A 14,822-nucleotide genomic window follows, 5' to 3' on the forward strand; every position below is an offset into this window, starting at 1 on the left:
CGTTACGCCGTGGCTTCGTCAGTCTGTAACGCGAACGTCAGTGCAACGGGCGTGACAGATTGCAGATAGTCGGCAGTGATATCGCCGAACAGCTCGCGGACCACCACGCTGCTGTCGGTGATATCCATTACCGCCATGTCGGTATAAATGCGGTCAATACAGGCCATCCCGGTAAGCGGATAAGTACAGGCGTTGACGATTTTGCAGGCACCGTTTTTGGTCAGGTGTTCGGTCATCACAAACACTTTTTTCGCACCAATCGCCAGATCCATCGCCCCGCCCACGGCAGGAATAGAGGAAGGTTCACCAGTGCTCCAGTTCGCCAGGTCGCCACGTTCGGACACCTGATACGCCCCCAGCACGCAGATATCGAGATGTCCACCGCGCATCATGGTGAAGGAGTCGCCGTGGTGGAAATAACAGCCGCCCGCCAGCAGCGTGACGGGCTGTTTTCCGGCGTTGATGAGTTCGGGGTCTTCCTCTCCCTGTGCTGGCGCAGGCCCCATGCCGAGAATACCGTTTTCGCTGTGCAGGAAAATTTCGCGGTCTGGCGGAAGGTAATTCGCAATTTGCGTGGGCATCCCGATGCCGAGATTGACATACGCCCCTTCCGGGATATCGCGCGCAATACGCTGCGCCAGCTGCTGATGGGTTAATTTATTCACGCAGACTCCTTAAGTGCCGTCGAGACCTGCACCACGCGCTGCACAAAAATCCCCGGCGTGACCACGGCTTCGGGATCAAGCTCGCCAAGCGCGACGGTTTCACTCACCTGCGCAATGGTGCAGGCCGCCGCGGTGGCCATAATCGGGCCGAAGTTACGCCCGGTTTTGTCGTACACCAGATTGCCCCAGCGGTCTGCCTTCAGCGCTTTGATCAGGGCAAAGTCGGCTTTCAGGGGCGTTTCAAACACATAATCTTTCCCGTCGATACGGCGAGTCTCTTTGCCCTGCGCCAGCTCCGTGCCGAACCCGGTTGGCGTGAAGATGCCCCCCAGACCCGAGCCACCCGCCTGGATCCGCGCCGCGAGATTGCCCTGCGGCACCAGTTCCAGCTCCACTTCCCCGCGACGATAGAGGTCGTCGAACACCCAGGAGTCCACCTGGCGCGGGAAGGAGCAAATCACCTTTTTCACGCATCCGGCTTTCAGCAGCGCCGCCAGGCCGTAGTCGCCATTGCCTGCGTTATTACTGATGAGCGTCAGCCCCCGGGGTTTGCAGCGGATCAGCGCGTCCAGCAGCGCCGACGGTTGCCCCGCCGGGCCAAAGCCGCCCACCATCACCACCGCACCATCGAACACGTCCGCCACCGCGCTGTCGATGTCCGACATCCTTTTATCAATCATTGTTTTTCCTCGTGTTGAGACGGCAGGCTACGTAGCGCAACCCACGCCAGAAGTGCGTAGACCACCAGCAGAATGGAAACCGGCCAGGCAGCGTCGAACTCGATAAGCAACGCCACCGCCAGCATCGGCCCTAATCCGCCGGAGAAAATCGACCCCACCTCATGCCCCAGCGCCAGCCCGGAGTAGCGCACCCGCACCGGGAAGAGATCGCTCATGATGCAGGGCTGTGTGCCGATCATCGCTCCGTGGCAAAACGGCAGGCCGAGGAACATGGCCAGCATGATCGCGCCGTAGCTCCCGGTTGAAAGCAGCCAGAAAAACGGAAAGGCCATCACCAGCAGGCCAATCACGCCGATGTAATAGACCGGTTTGAGGCCGATACGATCCGACAACGCGCCCCAGAACAGAATGGAGAAAAACTCCACCAGCATCGCCAGGGTCACGGCGCTGATGATGTCCCCGGTGCTGATGCCAATGTGCCTGGCATACACCACGGAGAAGGTGAAAAAGATGTACGACGCGCCGTTTTCCGGCAGGCGCAGGGCGATGGCCTGTAGCAGCGCTTTCGGGTGTTCACGCACCAGGACCAGCAGGGGGATTTTTTCGTGTTTATCTTCCGGCTTCGCCTGGGTAAACGCCTTGCTTTCGCGGATGTTTTTACGGATGTAAACCCCGACCAGAAAGATGACAATGCTCAGCAGGAACGGTACACGCCAGCCCCAGGACATAAAGTCGGACTCCGGGAGTTTTTGAACCAGCCAGAAGGCAAATGCCGACAGCACGAACCCGCCCGAGACGCCCATCTGGCTCCACGCGGTGTAGAACCCACGGCGCGATGCCGGTGCATTTTCGCTCAACATCAGCACGCCACCGCCCCACTCGCCACCCGAGGCTACGCCCTGCAAAAAGCGCAGAATAATCAGCGTCAGCGGCGCCCAGATGCCAACCTGGCTATAGACCGGCAGCAGACCAATCACAAACGTGGTCGCCCCCATCAGCGTTAAGGTCATGATTAGCGTCATCTTGCGGCTGTAGCGGTCACCCATGTGCCCAAAGACGATGCCACCCAGCGGACGCGCCAGAAAGCCGACCGCAAAACCGGAAAACGCCAGCAGCGTCCCCTGAAGAGGATCGCCGCCGACCGGGAAGAACAGCGGCCCAAAGACCAGCGCCGCTGCGGTGCCATAGAGGAAAAAGTCATACCACTCGAGCGCATTCCCCAGTACCGAGGCGATCACCAGCTTGCGCATCTGACCCGCATCCTGGTTCACCCCGGTTGTGATGTTGTTTTCTGTGACGACATTGCTCATTACGCACTCCCCTGTATTCGGGAAAAAGGCTAAGCCTCAATGTCATGCCCGACGGCATGGTAACGGCGGTTAAAATAGACCAGCCCACGCGGCTGTTCGCTGATGCGAATGGCCTGCACCTGGCAGTAAAAAACCGAGTGGCTGCCAACTTCATGACAATCGGCTATCAGGCAGTCGAAACTGGCCACTGAGGAGCTCAGCACCGGCGCGCCGCTGCTCATCACCTGCCAGCTGTCATGCAGAAAACGCTGGTCTGAGCGCAGGCTCGCGTTGGCAAACACGCCGGATAACTCCTGATGGCTACTGGAGAGCACGTTGACGCACAACACCCCGTTGCGGCGAAAGTGTTCGTGGGCATAAGAGTTGCGGTTCATACAGACCAGCAGGGTTGGTGGCTGATCGGTCACGCTACACACGGCAGAGGCGGTGAAGCCAAATTTTCCCGCCGGGCCGTCGGTGGTGATCACCGATACCGCGCTGCCGAGCTGTGCCATCGCATTACGAAATTCAGTTTGCAGAGTCATGGGTATCCCCTTACAGATCGATAACTAAACGCCCGCACTTCGCGCGGGAACAGCACAGCAGGATTTGATCGCCGTCGGCTTTCTCTTCATCGGTAAGATAGTGGTCACGATGATCCACATCCCCTTCCAGCACGTCGGTTAAACAACTGCCGCAGATCCCCTGCTTGCAGGAGACATTGACCTTCAGCCCGGCCTGGGCCAGGGCTTCGACAATGGTCTGGTTTTCCAGCACCTTCACGGTGATACCGCTGGTGGCCGCTACCACATCAAAGGCCGAGCCGCCGGTTTGCACCTCAGCGCTGAAACATTCCTGATGGATTTGGCCCGACGAGTACCCCAGGGTTTGCGCCTGTTCACTGACGGCATCCATCAGCCGCGTGGGGCCGCATACATACACGTGGGTTTGCGCTGGCACATCGGTCAGCACCGCAGCCAGGTTCAGCCGTTGTTCGTTGCTGAAGTGCAGTTGCACCTGTGCTGCGTAAGGGGCACGTTCCAGCTGTGGGACAAACGCCGCCTGCGCACGCGAACGGGCGCAGTAGTGCAGTGCGAAAGAACGTCCGGCGGCGTGCAGTTCAGCAGCCATCGCCAGCATCGGCGTGACCCCAATTCCCCCGCCAATCAGCAGGGTGTGCGCCGCGCGGTCTTCCAGCTCAAACAGATTGCGCGGCTCGCTGACCGCAATGGCGTCGCCTTCACGCAGGGCATGTACCGCAAGAGATCCGCCCTTTGAGCGCCCTTCTTTCAGGATGCCCAGTTGATAGTGCTGCCGGTCCTGCGGATCGCCGCAAAGGGAATACGGGCGGACCAGGTCGGCGCTGAGATGCAGGTCGATATGAGCCCCCGCGCGAAACGCCGGCAGTGCGATGCCCTCAGAATGCGCCAGGGTCAGCAACACCACGTCGCCCTGCACCTCGCGTCGGATAACCTGTAATGTCAGCATGTTCACTCCTCAACGCATAAACAGGCCGCCGTTGATGTCCCAGGTCGCCCCGGTGACAAACGACGCCTGGGGTGAAGCCAGCAACGCAACGGCCTGGGCAACAAACTCCGCCTCGCCCAGTTTGCCCACCGGGATCATTTGCAGCAGCCCGGCCATCTTCTCTTCCGGGACCAGCGCGTGAACGGTGGGGAGATCCATCGGGCCCGGTGCAATGGCATTTACCGTCACGCCGGATTTGCTCAGCTCGCGGGCAAAGACTTTGGTCAGCGTTAAAATGCCGCCCTTGGATGCGGCGTAGTGTGCCCCGGAGGCCGTGCCCCCGTTTTGCCCGGCCAGGGACGCCAGGTTGATGATTCGGCCATAGCCCCGGCCGGCAAAATAGCGCCCCATCGTCTGACACCCGATAAACGTGCCGCGCAGATTGGTAGAGATAACCCGGTCGAACTCGTCGACATTGATCTCCATCACCGGTGTGGCAAGCGTCAGCGCGGCGTTGTTTACCAGCACCTGCAGGCTGCCAAAGTGGTCGAGGGTGGCATCAAGCGCGCGGGCAAAATCCTGCGGCTGGCGGATGTCCAGCCCAAGCGCCAGCACCTTACCATTATCCAGTTCATCTGCCGCCTGCTGTGCGCGGCTGGCGTCTACGTCGGTCAGCACCACCTGATAGCCCTGCCCGAGCAGTGTGGCGGCGATAACCTGTCCCAGACCGGCGGCAGCGCCAGTCACTAATACGGTTTGCGTCATGGTCAGCTCCTCAGAGGATGTAGCCGATGCTGTGCAGCACATCGTCGCTGTTCACCAGGCGGATCACCTTTTGCTGAATAAGCCAGCGGCCATCCTGCTGCTGGAGGTGCCAGGTAATGTCCGCCGCGTAGTGGCGGCTGTGGCCTTTACGGTGCTCCCACAGGGACTGCGCCCCGCGCACCACAATGCTGTCCTCGGCGGATCCCAGCACGCGAAAGCGCGACAGGGTGCGCAAGGTACGGGCGCGTGGTGTGGTGGAGATCGACTCCCCGCTGTAAAGACGTTTCACACGTTTTTCCCGCATGTGGTGGTCATCACAGGCGTAGTTGAGGGTGTTTTTGAAATCCGTTTCGGCCGGATCAATTGGCACCACGTACAGGCCATCGTGCTGCCACAGTTCAAGCCAGGTGTTGAATTCGCCCTGATCGAGCAAATCACCTTCGAGATTGATTACCGACATGGCGGTAAAGAGTGCTGAATCAGGCGTCATCATTGCGCGTTCTCCGTCATGAGCTTTTTCCACTGCTGGTAGGCGGCGCGCATCCCGGTTTCAGCGCTCACGTCACTGCGCAGGCCATCGTCGGAGCGGTATTCCCCTGCCAGCCCACGGTTGAGCATGATCCAGAGATCGTTGCCCGAGGTGGCCCCGCGCTGAACGCGCTCCCAGGCTTCGGAGTCATCCGGCGTGCCAAAGCCCATCGGCCCCTGGAAGTGTTCGTGCAGACGCAGACGCGCCTGGTTGGCGATTTCCGGCCCGCCATCCATGGTGATCACCGCATGGTGAATTTCGGTTTCGTTGACGGACACCGGCTGAAGCACGCGGAAGAACGCCATCGAACAGGCAATGTTCGGGAAGATATTGAGGTTAAAACCGGAGCCGCCGACCGCACGCACAATACGCCGGACCTTCTCTTCGTCGTGGTCTTTGCGCAGAGCGTCTGCCAGCTCTCTAAAGCGCTCCGGGATGGGCGCATCGAGGTTAGCGTCAAGATCCACCAGCTCCGGGATCATCACCATCACGCTGTGGCCGTTGCCTAAGTCTTCGACGTAGCCGCTGCCATCCACAAAATTCAGCATCTCTTCTGTTTGCTTATCGACCGAGCTTAAAAACGAACGGTGAACCACCGGGAAGTGGTAGCCGTCAGTGGTGTTTTCGAGCTGGATTTTCCAGTTGCCCGGGAAGCGGAAACGGTGTGCCGGGCCGGTTTTGATCGGGTAACCTGCCCCCTGTTTCATAAACAGATCCATCCACTTCTTCGCCACGCCGAGGAAATCCTCCAGCGGCTCAATCTGGTCGTTAAAGGTGGCGAAAATCATCCCGGCATATTGTTCGGTACGTAACGACACCAGCCCCAGCTCGCCTTTTTCCAGCTGGTCGGCGTAGCTTTCCGGGTGCGGCACGCCGCGCAGGCTGCCGTCCAGCGCATAGCCCCAGCCGTGGTACGGGCAGACAAAACTGTTGGTTTTGCCGCTGCGGTGTTCGCAAACGGTCGCTGCGCGGTGGCGGCAGCGGTTCAGCAGGGTGTGAACCGTGCCTTTGCGATCGCGCACCACGATCACCGGCTGTGTGCCGATCTCGGTGGTTTTAAAACTGCCGGTGTCCGGGATTTCACTGGCGTGGGCGACCCACACCCAGGTTTTGCTGAAGATCCTGTCCAGCTCCAGGCTGAACAGCGCTTCCGAGGTGTACAGCGAGGTGTGTACCCGGTCGTGCTGCACCAGTGCCGCAATCTCCGCCGTAGTCGGCGTGGCTGGCGTGGTGGTATCGATGTTCTTCACGTTGATGAGGTGATCGCATTGCATGTCCAGTCTCCTGCAAGTCTTATTTTTTATCCGGTACGGGAAGCACATCCGCCGCGTGCCAGTGGTCAACCGGCCTGCTGAACAGATTGCGGGTCGTGAAATGGGCCATCGCCATGGCGTACGCATCGCGCACAAAAGTGACGCGGATTTCCGCCGCATTCAGGTGCGCTCCACCGGCACTGAACGCCGAGGTTTGCAGCATCAGCCAGCGGCCCTTCAACTGCCCGTCCGGCTCATGCCATATCGCCTCTGAGCACAAAAAATGGGCGTTCATGGCGAAGTGCGCAGGCTGACGCACGTAACCCGCCATCATGGTGACGATGGCCTCGCGCCCCAGATGGCGTCCCAGACGCGTGGCATAAGGTTCACCGATGCCCTCCCAGCAGGCATCGGCAGTAAACAAGGCGCCAATGGCCTGCACGGTTTCGGGGCTGTCGAGGCTGTCGCACAGGCGCATGTAGTCGCTAATGCAGACACGGGCGGCCTGGCTGTCTTCAAGCTGCTGTAAACGCAGCGCATCCTGGGCGTTCATCGCGGGCTCCGTTAGTTCTGGATAATCAGTTCACGGCCCACGCGGGCTTCGATTTTGCAGTACTTCCACAGCTTGCTGCCGCTGTCGCCTACCGGCGTGGTGCGGAACAGGTTGCAGACGGCAGCCACGTTTTCCAGGCGCTCGGCATCCGCCAGCACGTAGGTGGTCCAGGGGGCGGTGGTCGATGGCCCGACCATCAGTTGGTCGTCATCCATGTTGCCGATCACGCGGATCCCCGGCGTCTCGTCGATGCCTTTCATCATCACGCCAAAGGCGGCCCAGACCTGTTTTGCCTCGGTCGCGCTGGCGTCAAAAAAGTTCTGATTCACCCCAATACAAAACAGCACGCGTAAGGTGGTTGACTGGCTCATGTGTTGCTCCTTTCGTTAAAAATCACAGGTAACCCGGCAGCGGTTTGCCGCCGAAAAAGACCGTCCCGGCATTGAGGTACGAGAGGTCGCCCATAAAGGCGTGTTGGGTAATAACCATCGTGTCGCGCACGTAGCGTTGCAGCGGGCTACGCATGGTGATGCCGCTCATCCCGTTGAGCGCCAGCGCCTGACGCGCCACATCGGCGGCCACGCGGGTCACGTGCGTTGAGGAAAGACGTAGCGCGTTAATTTGTTCGCAGCTGGCGTCATCGCCCGCCAGCAGTCGCTGCCACACGTCGTCGATGGCGTCGTAAAACCAGGCGCGCGCTGAGCGCAGTTCCGCCTCGCAGCGGGCAATTTGCATCTGCGCCTGCGGCCGGTCGGCCAGACGCGGCGCGCCGGTGACGGACTGCTGGCGATGAGCGATGGCGTAGATCTCGTTGAGTGCGGCACGCGCCACGCCGAGCGCCACCACCGACAGCACCTGGGTCGCCAGGGAAAGCACCGGATAGCGGTACAGCGGCCCTTCAAGGTTCAGTGCGCCACCGCGAATAAAGGTCCATTCCTGAGGAACAAAAGCATCGTTTACCACCAGGTCATGACTTCCGGTACCGGCCAGCCCGACGGTGTCCCAGACGGGATCAATCTGTACGCGCTCACGGGGAAGTACCGCCATGCGCGGCAGTGCCTGATCGCCTTCCGGCAAAATGCCCACGCCCAGCACCGTGGCCCCCATGCTGCCGCTGGCAAAGCTCCAGCGACCGCTCACCCGATAACCACCATCGGCCTGGGTGGCTTTTTGGGTAGGGAAAATGCCGCCCGCAAAGACCACGTCCGGCCCATCGCGATACAGCTCTTTCAGGGTATCCGGCGGCAGTGCGCCCAGGTAAAACGGGCTCATGCCAAAGCTTGCCACCCATCCGGCAGAGCCATCGGCGGTAGAGATTTGTTCTATCAGCTCGCAAAATTGCGCCGGAGAGCATTCATCACCGCCGTACATTTTCGGCACCAGTGCGCGGTATACGCCCACCTCTCTGAAACGGGCGATCACATCGTCAGAAATATGGCGCTGGTGCTCAAAATCAGGGCTGCGTGCGGCAACATCACTCAGCAGCGAAACCAGCTCTTCACGAACCTGTACAGCAGACATAGCGACCTCCGAATAGTTATCCGCGGCTGTCGCGAGGGCGAACGGGGCCGCAATGAGTCGTACTCACTGAGAAATCAGGAAAATGAAAACAGGGGGTGGCTAGTGGCGTCGTCGCGCCGTGAGCCATTCGGCGGCCTGCACCAGCAGGCCATCATGCCCTTTGCGGGCGACCAGTTGCAGAGCCACAGGGCGGCCGTCGATCTCCCCCACCGGCAACGTGAGTGCGGGATGACCGCTCAGATTGAACGGGCGTACCAGTCGCGTCAGGTTGACGACAGCGAGTGGATCTTGTGCTTCCTGTAACGTGGGCGGCAGCTCTGGCAGCGTGGCCAGCGCCAGCAGCGGCGTCTGTTCGAGTACGGCATCAAGGTGTTGGCTAAAGGCCACGCGGATCTTTTCTGCCTGCTCCAGCGCTTCGCGGCTGACGTCTGCTCCGGCGCGGATACGGGACGCCACGTCCGGTGATACGTCATCGCTTGCCAGTAGCGGGCCTAATGCCAGCCAGTTTTCATGGCTGATAAGCGTTAACCCTGCGCGGTGCGCCTCTTCCAGCAGTGGCAGCGTGGTTTCCTGCACAGAAACCCCGGTCTGTGAGAGTGAGTTCAGGATTAAGGCGTCGATATCGGGCTCCGCCGCCAGCACATACGCTACCGGCGGCAAGGAATTCAGCGGGGCGTCAACAGGCATCGACAGGCGCGTCATCACCTGGCGCAGCACTGCGGCATTACGGGTAAAGACACCCACGCAATCGAGAGAGCTTTCGGCAGGCATAACGCCCTGACGGCTTAACACGCCATAGCCAGGCTTAAGGCCCATCACGCCGCAGCAGGCCGCCGGCATCCGCACGGAGCCGCCGGTATCGGTGCCGAGTGAAAAATCCACCTCGCCGGAGGCAACGACCGCCGCCGAGCCGCTGGATGAGCCACCCGGGATCAGCGCCGGGAAACGCGGGTTAACCGGCGTACCACAGCGCGGGTTGATCCCCGTTACCCCGAAGGCCAGTTCATGCAGCGTGGTTTTGCCCGTCAGTACGCAACGGTTTTCCAGTAATTGCGACACTACGCTTGCATGGCTGTGCGCGGCAGGCGACGTTGCCAGCGCCGGGCAACCCGCCTGAGTGCGGTATCCGGCGATATCCAGCGTGTCTTTGACGGCGAAGCGCAGATCGCCTTCGCCGAGGATGAACTGCTCAGTATAACCATTGCTCTCTGAAACTTGCTTCATGATTGACACCTTGACCAGAAATGTTGAATCACATTCAGGCTGACAGTCATTGCTGTCTTTTTGTCCTGACTAACGTTAGGTCAATCATGGAAGAATTAGATGAAAATTCAAGTAATGTTTCACGTTAATTTTACGTGACTGCAACATTTTATTAACCATAATATGTGCAGGGCCAATCACTCATAGTGATGAAAAATAAAGCAAAAAAGACGAAAGCGGCGAGAACCACTGTTGCAATCACTTGCAACAGTGGTTGAATAAAAGGTGATTATTTACAACGAGTTAAATCGATTTTCAACGCAGGTCACAAATTTGTCATTCGGTTTTTTTGGCTTATAGCTCGTTAAGGTTATCGAGCACTTTTGCCAGGGAGAGGTTCATTTTGGCAACCTGATTTCGGGTCATTCCTTTGAAGCCTTTCTCGAACACTTTTCCCGCCTGGGCCATGGCTTCTTCCACTTTTTGCCGCCCGGCGTCGGTGAGCATCACTTCCGTTACCCGGGCGTCATTTTCGCTACTGGCGGTGGTCACCAGGCCATCCTCCCGCAGCCGCCCGACGATTTTGGTCACCGTCGGCATTTTTGCCATCGCGTATTCGGAAATTTGTGAAATGCTCGCTTTACCGTACTGGTGCGTCACCATCAACACCCGGAAGCCAGAGACATCCAGCTGCGCTTTTTTCAGTGTAATTTCCATGATTTGTGTGTAGCGCGCATAGACATTAACAATCCAGTAGAAGGGAAATTCTTCTCGATGGAAGGCAGGATCGGTGGCCTGTTCTTCGGCTGTTTTTTTTATATTACTCATGCGTTTCCTTACCAAAAAAAGCGGCAGATAACGCGATTATACTCTGCGAATCTGTGACGGCTATAGCACCATCGCAGCCTGTAAAACCCCTGGCGACGCTCCGGGGAGTTCAGGGTGCGATCCCTGTCTCATTATGATTCACAAATGCTATGTAATTAACAAATACGTATCATTTTTTGAACATTAATTTGACGCTTCATATGGCGATTTTCTATACGTTACCCGACCTGCACACTCATACTAAAAAACGCAATGTGGAGCTTTCATGAACGATAATGCCTCTGTAGAACAGACTCAGAACGGAACGCTGGCCCCGCCTGCCGCGGGAGATACCACGCTGGATCCCCGCCAGCAAGCCGTTATCAAAAAGCTGTTCCGCCGTTTAATTGTTTTTTTATTTATTCTGTTCGTCTTTTCCTACCTCGACCGCATCAACATTGGCTTTGCCGGGTTAACGATGGGCAAAGATCTGGGGCTCACCAGCACCATGTTTGGCCTGGCCACCACCCTGTTTTATGTGATGTATGTTATTTGCGGGATCCCCAGTAACGTGATGCTGAGTATTGTCGGCGCGCGCCGCTGGATTGCTATCCTGATGGTTATCTGGGGGATTGCTTCTACCGCCACCATGTTCGCCACCGGGCCAAACAGCCTCTACGTGCTGCGAATGCTGGTAGGGATTGCCGAAGCCGGTTTTCTGCCCGGTTTGCTGCTCTATTTAACCTACTGGTTTCCGGCGCACTATCGTGCCCGCGCCAACGCGCTGTTTATGATTGCGATGCCGGTGACCATGGCGCTGGGTTCGCTGGCATCCGGGTATATTTTGAATATGGACGGCCTGCTGAACCTGAAAGGCTGGCAGTGGCTGTTCCTGCTGGAAGGGTTCCCGTCCGTGCTGCTGGGCCTGGTGGTCTGGTTCTGGCTGGACGATAGCCCGGCAAAAGCCAAATGGTTAACGGATGATGACAAAGCCTGCCTGAACGAGATGCTGGAGGCGGACAAAGTGGCGGTGCGAAAGACTCAGCTCGCGGCAAATACCGCGCCTGTGGCGCAGCGCAGTCTGGCGCGCGAACTCTTTACCCCGGTCATTATCCTCTACACCGTGGCTTACTTCTGCCTGACCAATACCCTTAGCGCGCTGAGCGTCTGGACGCCGCTGATTTTGCGCAGTATTAACGAAACCAGCAGCAACGTGACCATCGGCATTCTGAGCGCCATTCCCCAGGTGTGTACCATCATCGCGATGGTCTGGTGGAGTAAGCGTTCGGACAGGCTGAACGAACGTAAAATTCACACCCTGCTCCCCTATCTGTTTGCAGCCGCAGGCTGGATGTTAACCGCCACCAGCACCACGCCGCTGTTCCAGTTCACCGGGATTGTGATGGCCTCTGCTGGCGCCTTTGCTGCAATGGTGATTTTCTGGACGACACCTGACCGGTTTATCTCCGTGCGCGCCCGCGCGGTGGGCATTGCGGTGATCAACGCCACCGGGATGACTGGCGCCGCGCTTGGCCCGCTGCTGATGGGCCTGATGAAAGACACCACGGGGAACTTCAATGCCGGGATCTTTATGGTGGCCGGATTCCTGGTGCTGGGTGCGGTGATTATCGCCGCGATCCCAATGGCAAAAAACGCGGCGCAACCCGCGCATTAAGCAAGTCCCGGACCCGAAACGGTATGTATCGTTTCGGGTTTTAATCGCAAAGATCATCAATACTCATGAGGGTTAACCCTGTTAACCACGCCGAAAATTGGGTGGTGTTCCCGTTCCCGTTATGTGAGAAAAAACATCATGAGTAAAAACATTATTTTTTGTGCAGATGGTACGTGGAATGGACCGAATAACGACGATAACAAGGACGATATCCCCGATTACACAAATGTTTTGCGGCTATTTAATGAGCTGGATGGCACCGCCGATACTCCCGATATGTTTGTGCGCAATGAGCAGGAAAAAACGCTGAGAAATAAATCGGGAGTGGTTTTGCAGGTCAGTAAGTACATTCATGGCGTGGGGGATTCAAATAACTGGCTCGATAAAATGCTGGGCGGGGTGTTTGGTGCGGGGATCATTGAACGCATCGTGCGTGGATATACCTTCATCTGCCGTAATTACGACAGAGATGATGATATCTTTCTTATCGGGTTTAGCCGGGGAGCCTACACGGCACGCGCTCTGGCAGGGATGATTGGCGAATGCGGGCTGCTGGATAAAAACAAAATCGACCTCACTGACAAAGAGGAAGCCTACCGTCTGGGAACCGCGGTATGGCGGCAGTACCGGCAAAAAACCAACGTTGACGGTTCGCTGTTAGACCGAATTATCCGCGATGCCCCGATGTTTTTGCATGAGCAGGTTGATCCGAACAAGATTATCTATTTTGTGCCGATTAAAGCCGTTACCGTCTGGGAAACCGTGGGCTCATTGGGTATTCCTGAATATATTAAAGACGCCCGTATCGATGCCTTTAAATTTGCCAGCACCGCGCTTGGGGAGCACGTCAAATATGGCCGACAGGCCATTGCCATTGATGAAATGCGTCTGGATTTTACCCCCACCTTCTGGGACAAACGCGACAATATCGTGCAGATCTATTTTCCGGGGATCCACGCAGATGTCGGTGGCGGTTACAGCAGCACCAATAATGGAACCGGATTATCGAACGGCGCTTATCTGTGGATCCGCACCGAGCTGGGTCAGCTTGGCGTGCATCTGGATCCTGTGCAGGTTAACGTGGATTTCAAAGGGCCTATCCATTGCGAGTGGTACCAGATACCTTACAAGCTGGGCGTCCGGCAGCTCCGACGTCCCGACAGCCCGGACCTTGCTATCCACAGCTCTGCAGTATCGAGAATGGCCTGGCCGACTCCGCTTCCCGTGCAGGACAACACCGGGATGTGGGGGGCGCAGCTGTATCGCCCGGCGTCGATACAGCCTTATGTGAATGCCAGCTGGCAACCGCTGAACGGGATTGTTACCCATCCCTGATTAAGCACTGCCACCTCTTGACTTATTTTGCGATAAAGGTACTTTTCAGGACATGAAGAAGATCCTGATTATCGTCCCGGATGGCGGCATGTTATTTGAAGCCGCCGGTATCGCCGACATTCTGATGCAGGCCAACCGGCTGCACCCGGAAGGCCCGCAACATCCCTGCTATCGCATTATTATCGCCACCACTCAGCCTCACCAGGTGATCCACGGCCAGTCCGGGTTAAACCTGCTGGCGGACTACCGCCTGCCAGAGCTTGATCCCCGCGAGCCGCTCGACACCATCATCATTACCGGACGCGGGATGAACGAACTGGAGAGCACTGCGGTGGTCGACTGGCTGCACCTGGCAGCGCCGCACGCGCGCCGTGTGGCATCAATTTGCGGCGGCGCCATGCTGCTGGCGCAGACCGGTTTGCTTGATGGCCGACGGGCAACGACCCACTGGCGACTGCTGGAAACCATGCAGACCACCTACCCTAAAATCAATGTTGAAGGTGGGCCGCTGTACATTCAGGATGGTCCGATATGGACATCCGGCGGCGTTAGTTCCGGCTTTGACCTGACGCTGGCGCTGGTTGAAGATGATTATGGATTTAGCCTTGCCCGTGACGTTGCACAGGACATGGTGATGTACCTGCGCCGCCCCGGCGGGCAGCTTCAGTTCAGCCGCTATAACCTGCATCAGCCTGGCGCTTCCGGGCCGATAAATGACCTGCAACGCTGGATCCTGCAAAACCTCACTGCCGACCTGTGCGTTGAAAACCTGGCAGAAAAAGTCGCCATGAGCCCGCGTAACTTTACCCGCGTATTCACCCGTGAAACCGGAGCCTCCCCGGCGCGGTATGTCACCGAGGCACGGCTGGCGGCGGCACGACAACTCCTGGAACAGACAGCGGAAACCCTGGATCGCATTGCCGAAAAAAGTGGTTTTGGCAGCAGCATTAATCTGCGTCGGGTGTTTGAAAAACAGCTTCACCTCACCCCGGGGGAATATCGCCAGCGTTTTCACTGTCGCAAGATGGCGTAATGTGATCCTTTTTTGTCATTTACGCCATTTCACCTAAAGCCTACATT

General features: G+C 57.9%; 16 protein-coding genes. 3 read left to right on the plus strand and 13 right to left on the minus strand.

The annotated features are described in order from the left end of the window. Positions 1–2 precede the first annotated feature (2 nt). The 13 genes from ACS603_RS02780 to ACS603_RS02840 all read right to left on the minus strand — a co-directional run bounded on the left by ACS603_RS02780 (position 3) and on the right by ACS603_RS02840 (position 10,753). Entirely contained in the window at positions 3–665 is a 663-nt protein-coding gene (locus ACS603_RS02780) for a 3-oxoacid CoA-transferase subunit B (protein WP_474943719.1), read from the minus strand. After that, on the minus strand, positions 662–1,345 hold the full coding sequence (locus tag ACS603_RS02785; protein ID WP_474943720.1) for a 3-oxoacid CoA-transferase subunit A: 684 nt from the start codon (positions 1,343–1,345) through the stop codon (positions 662–664). Before ACS603_RS02785 ends, ACS603_RS02780 begins: the two co-directional genes overlap by 4 nt. After that, the gene (locus ACS603_RS02790; RefSeq protein WP_474943721.1) at positions 1,342–2,655 is read right to left on the minus strand and encodes an MFS transporter; all 1,314 of its coding nucleotides are present in this window, start codon (positions 2,653–2,655) and stop codon (positions 1,342–1,344) included. The genes ACS603_RS02785 and ACS603_RS02790 overlap by 4 nt, the downstream gene beginning before the upstream one ends. Positions 2,656–2,684: 29 nt before the next feature. Continuing rightward, positions 2,685–3,179, minus strand: coding sequence for a flavin reductase (locus ACS603_RS02795; protein ID WP_166715737.1), 495 nt, complete (start codon positions 3,177–3,179; stop codon positions 2,685–2,687). A 10-nt stretch (positions 3,180–3,189) separates the two neighbouring features. Beyond that, on the minus strand, positions 3,190–4,122 hold the full coding sequence (locus ACS603_RS02800) for a PDR/VanB family oxidoreductase (RefSeq protein ID WP_474943722.1): 933 nt from the start codon (positions 4,120–4,122) through the stop codon (positions 3,190–3,192). A gap of 9 nt (positions 4,123–4,131) precedes the next feature. Continuing rightward, positions 4,132–4,866, minus strand: coding sequence for an SDR family NAD(P)-dependent oxidoreductase (locus ACS603_RS02805; RefSeq protein WP_474943723.1), 735 nt, complete (start codon positions 4,864–4,866; stop codon positions 4,132–4,134). A 10-nt stretch (positions 4,867–4,876) separates the two neighbouring features. Beyond that, entirely contained in the window at positions 4,877–5,356 is a 480-nt protein-coding gene (locus ACS603_RS02810) for an aromatic-ring-hydroxylating dioxygenase subunit beta (protein WP_315688708.1), read from the minus strand. Further along, positions 5,356–6,669 carry an aromatic ring-hydroxylating oxygenase subunit alpha gene (locus tag ACS603_RS02815; RefSeq protein ID WP_474943724.1) on the minus strand — a complete coding sequence of 438 codons (1,314 nt, stop codon included), beginning with the start codon at positions 6,667–6,669 and terminating at the stop codon, positions 5,356–5,358. Before ACS603_RS02815 ends, ACS603_RS02810 begins: the two co-directional genes overlap by 1 nt. Before the next feature lie 19 nt (positions 6,670–6,688). After that, positions 6,689–7,201 (minus strand): nuclear transport factor 2 family protein, encoded by a 513-nt coding sequence (locus ACS603_RS02820; protein WP_315686006.1) that lies wholly within the window; start codon positions 7,199–7,201, stop codon positions 6,689–6,691. An 11-nt stretch (positions 7,202–7,212) separates the two neighbouring features. After that, positions 7,213–7,572, minus strand: coding sequence for an IacB protein (locus ACS603_RS02825; RefSeq protein WP_166715748.1), 360 nt, complete (start codon positions 7,570–7,572; stop codon positions 7,213–7,215). Positions 7,573–7,594: 22 nt separating this feature from the next. Further along, positions 7,595–8,722 (minus strand): acyl-CoA dehydrogenase family protein, encoded by a 1,128-nt coding sequence (locus tag ACS603_RS02830; RefSeq protein WP_474943725.1) that lies wholly within the window; start codon positions 8,720–8,722, stop codon positions 7,595–7,597. A 99-nt stretch (positions 8,723–8,821) separates the two neighbouring features. Next, positions 8,822–9,946: an amidase gene (locus ACS603_RS02835; protein ID WP_474943726.1), complete on the minus strand. Its 1,125-nt coding sequence runs from the start codon at positions 9,944–9,946 to the stop codon at positions 8,822–8,824. A 333-nt stretch (positions 9,947–10,279) separates the two neighbouring features. Further along, the gene (locus tag ACS603_RS02840; protein ID WP_014070613.1) at positions 10,280–10,753 is read right to left on the minus strand and encodes a MarR family winged helix-turn-helix transcriptional regulator; all 474 of its coding nucleotides are present in this window, start codon (positions 10,751–10,753) and stop codon (positions 10,280–10,282) included. A gap of 265 nt (positions 10,754–11,018) precedes the next feature. Here ACS603_RS02840 and hpaX point away from each other — a divergent pair, with 265 nt between their 5' ends. The 3 genes from hpaX (at position 11,019) to ACS603_RS02855 (ending at position 14,775) form a co-directional block, all read left to right on the plus strand. Beyond that, on the plus strand, positions 11,019–12,407 hold the full coding sequence (gene hpaX / locus ACS603_RS02845) for a 4-hydroxyphenylacetate permease (RefSeq protein WP_315686011.1): 1,389 nt from the start codon (positions 11,019–11,021) through the stop codon (positions 12,405–12,407). A gap of 138 nt (positions 12,408–12,545) precedes the next feature. Then, positions 12,546–13,742, plus strand: coding sequence for a DUF2235 domain-containing protein (locus ACS603_RS02850; RefSeq protein ID WP_474943727.1), 1,197 nt, complete (start codon positions 12,546–12,548; stop codon positions 13,740–13,742). A 52-nt stretch (positions 13,743–13,794) separates the two neighbouring features. Beyond that, entirely contained in the window at positions 13,795–14,775 is a 981-nt protein-coding gene (locus ACS603_RS02855) for a GlxA family transcriptional regulator (protein ID WP_446493381.1), read from the plus strand. Positions 14,776–14,822 lie beyond the last annotated feature (47 nt).

It is taken from the genome of Enterobacter sp. Li2LvB3 (assembly GCF_056156645.1).

Coding starts and splice junctions, on each gene's coding strand:
- ACS603_RS02825 (WP_166715748.1), bottom strand. CDS start 7,572: ATGAGCCAGTCAACCACCTTACGCGTGCTGTTTTGTATTGGGGTGAAT.
- ACS603_RS02820 (WP_315686006.1), bottom strand. CDS start 7,201: ATGAACGCCCAGGATGCGCTGCGTTTACAGCAGCTTGAAGACAGCCAG.
- ACS603_RS02830 (WP_474943725.1), bottom strand. CDS start 8,722: ATGTCTGCTGTACAGGTTCGTGAAGAGCTGGTTTCGCTGCTGAGTGAT.
- ACS603_RS02815 (WP_474943724.1), bottom strand. CDS start 6,669: ATGCAATGCGATCACCTCATCAACGTGAAGAACATCGATACCACCACG.
- hpaX (WP_315686011.1), top strand. CDS start 11,019: ATGAACGATAATGCCTCTGTAGAACAGACTCAGAACGGAACGCTGGCC.
- ACS603_RS02800 (WP_474943722.1), bottom strand. CDS start 4,122: ATGCTGACATTACAGGTTATCCGACGCGAGGTGCAGGGCGACGTGGTG.
- ACS603_RS02835 (WP_474943726.1), bottom strand. CDS start 9,946: ATGAAGCAAGTTTCAGAGAGCAATGGTTATACTGAGCAGTTCATCCTC.
- ACS603_RS02810 (WP_315688708.1), bottom strand. CDS start 5,356: ATGACGCCTGATTCAGCACTCTTTACCGCCATGTCGGTAATCAATCTC.
- ACS603_RS02790 (WP_474943721.1), bottom strand. CDS start 2,655: ATGAGCAATGTCGTCACAGAAAACAACATCACAACCGGGGTGAACCAG.
- ACS603_RS02855 (WP_446493381.1), top strand. CDS start 13,795: ATGAAGAAGATCCTGATTATCGTCCCGGATGGCGGCATGTTATTTGAA.
- ACS603_RS02850 (WP_474943727.1), top strand. CDS start 12,546: ATGAGTAAAAACATTATTTTTTGTGCAGATGGTACGTGGAATGGACCG.
- ACS603_RS02785 (WP_474943720.1), bottom strand. CDS start 1,345: ATGATTGATAAAAGGATGTCGGACATCGACAGCGCGGTGGCGGACGTG.
- ACS603_RS02840 (WP_014070613.1), bottom strand. CDS start 10,753: ATGAGTAATATAAAAAAAACAGCCGAAGAACAGGCCACCGATCCTGCC.
- ACS603_RS02805 (WP_474943723.1), bottom strand. CDS start 4,866: ATGACGCAAACCGTATTAGTGACTGGCGCTGCCGCCGGTCTGGGACAG.
- ACS603_RS02795 (WP_166715737.1), bottom strand. CDS start 3,179: ATGACTCTGCAAACTGAATTTCGTAATGCGATGGCACAGCTCGGCAGC.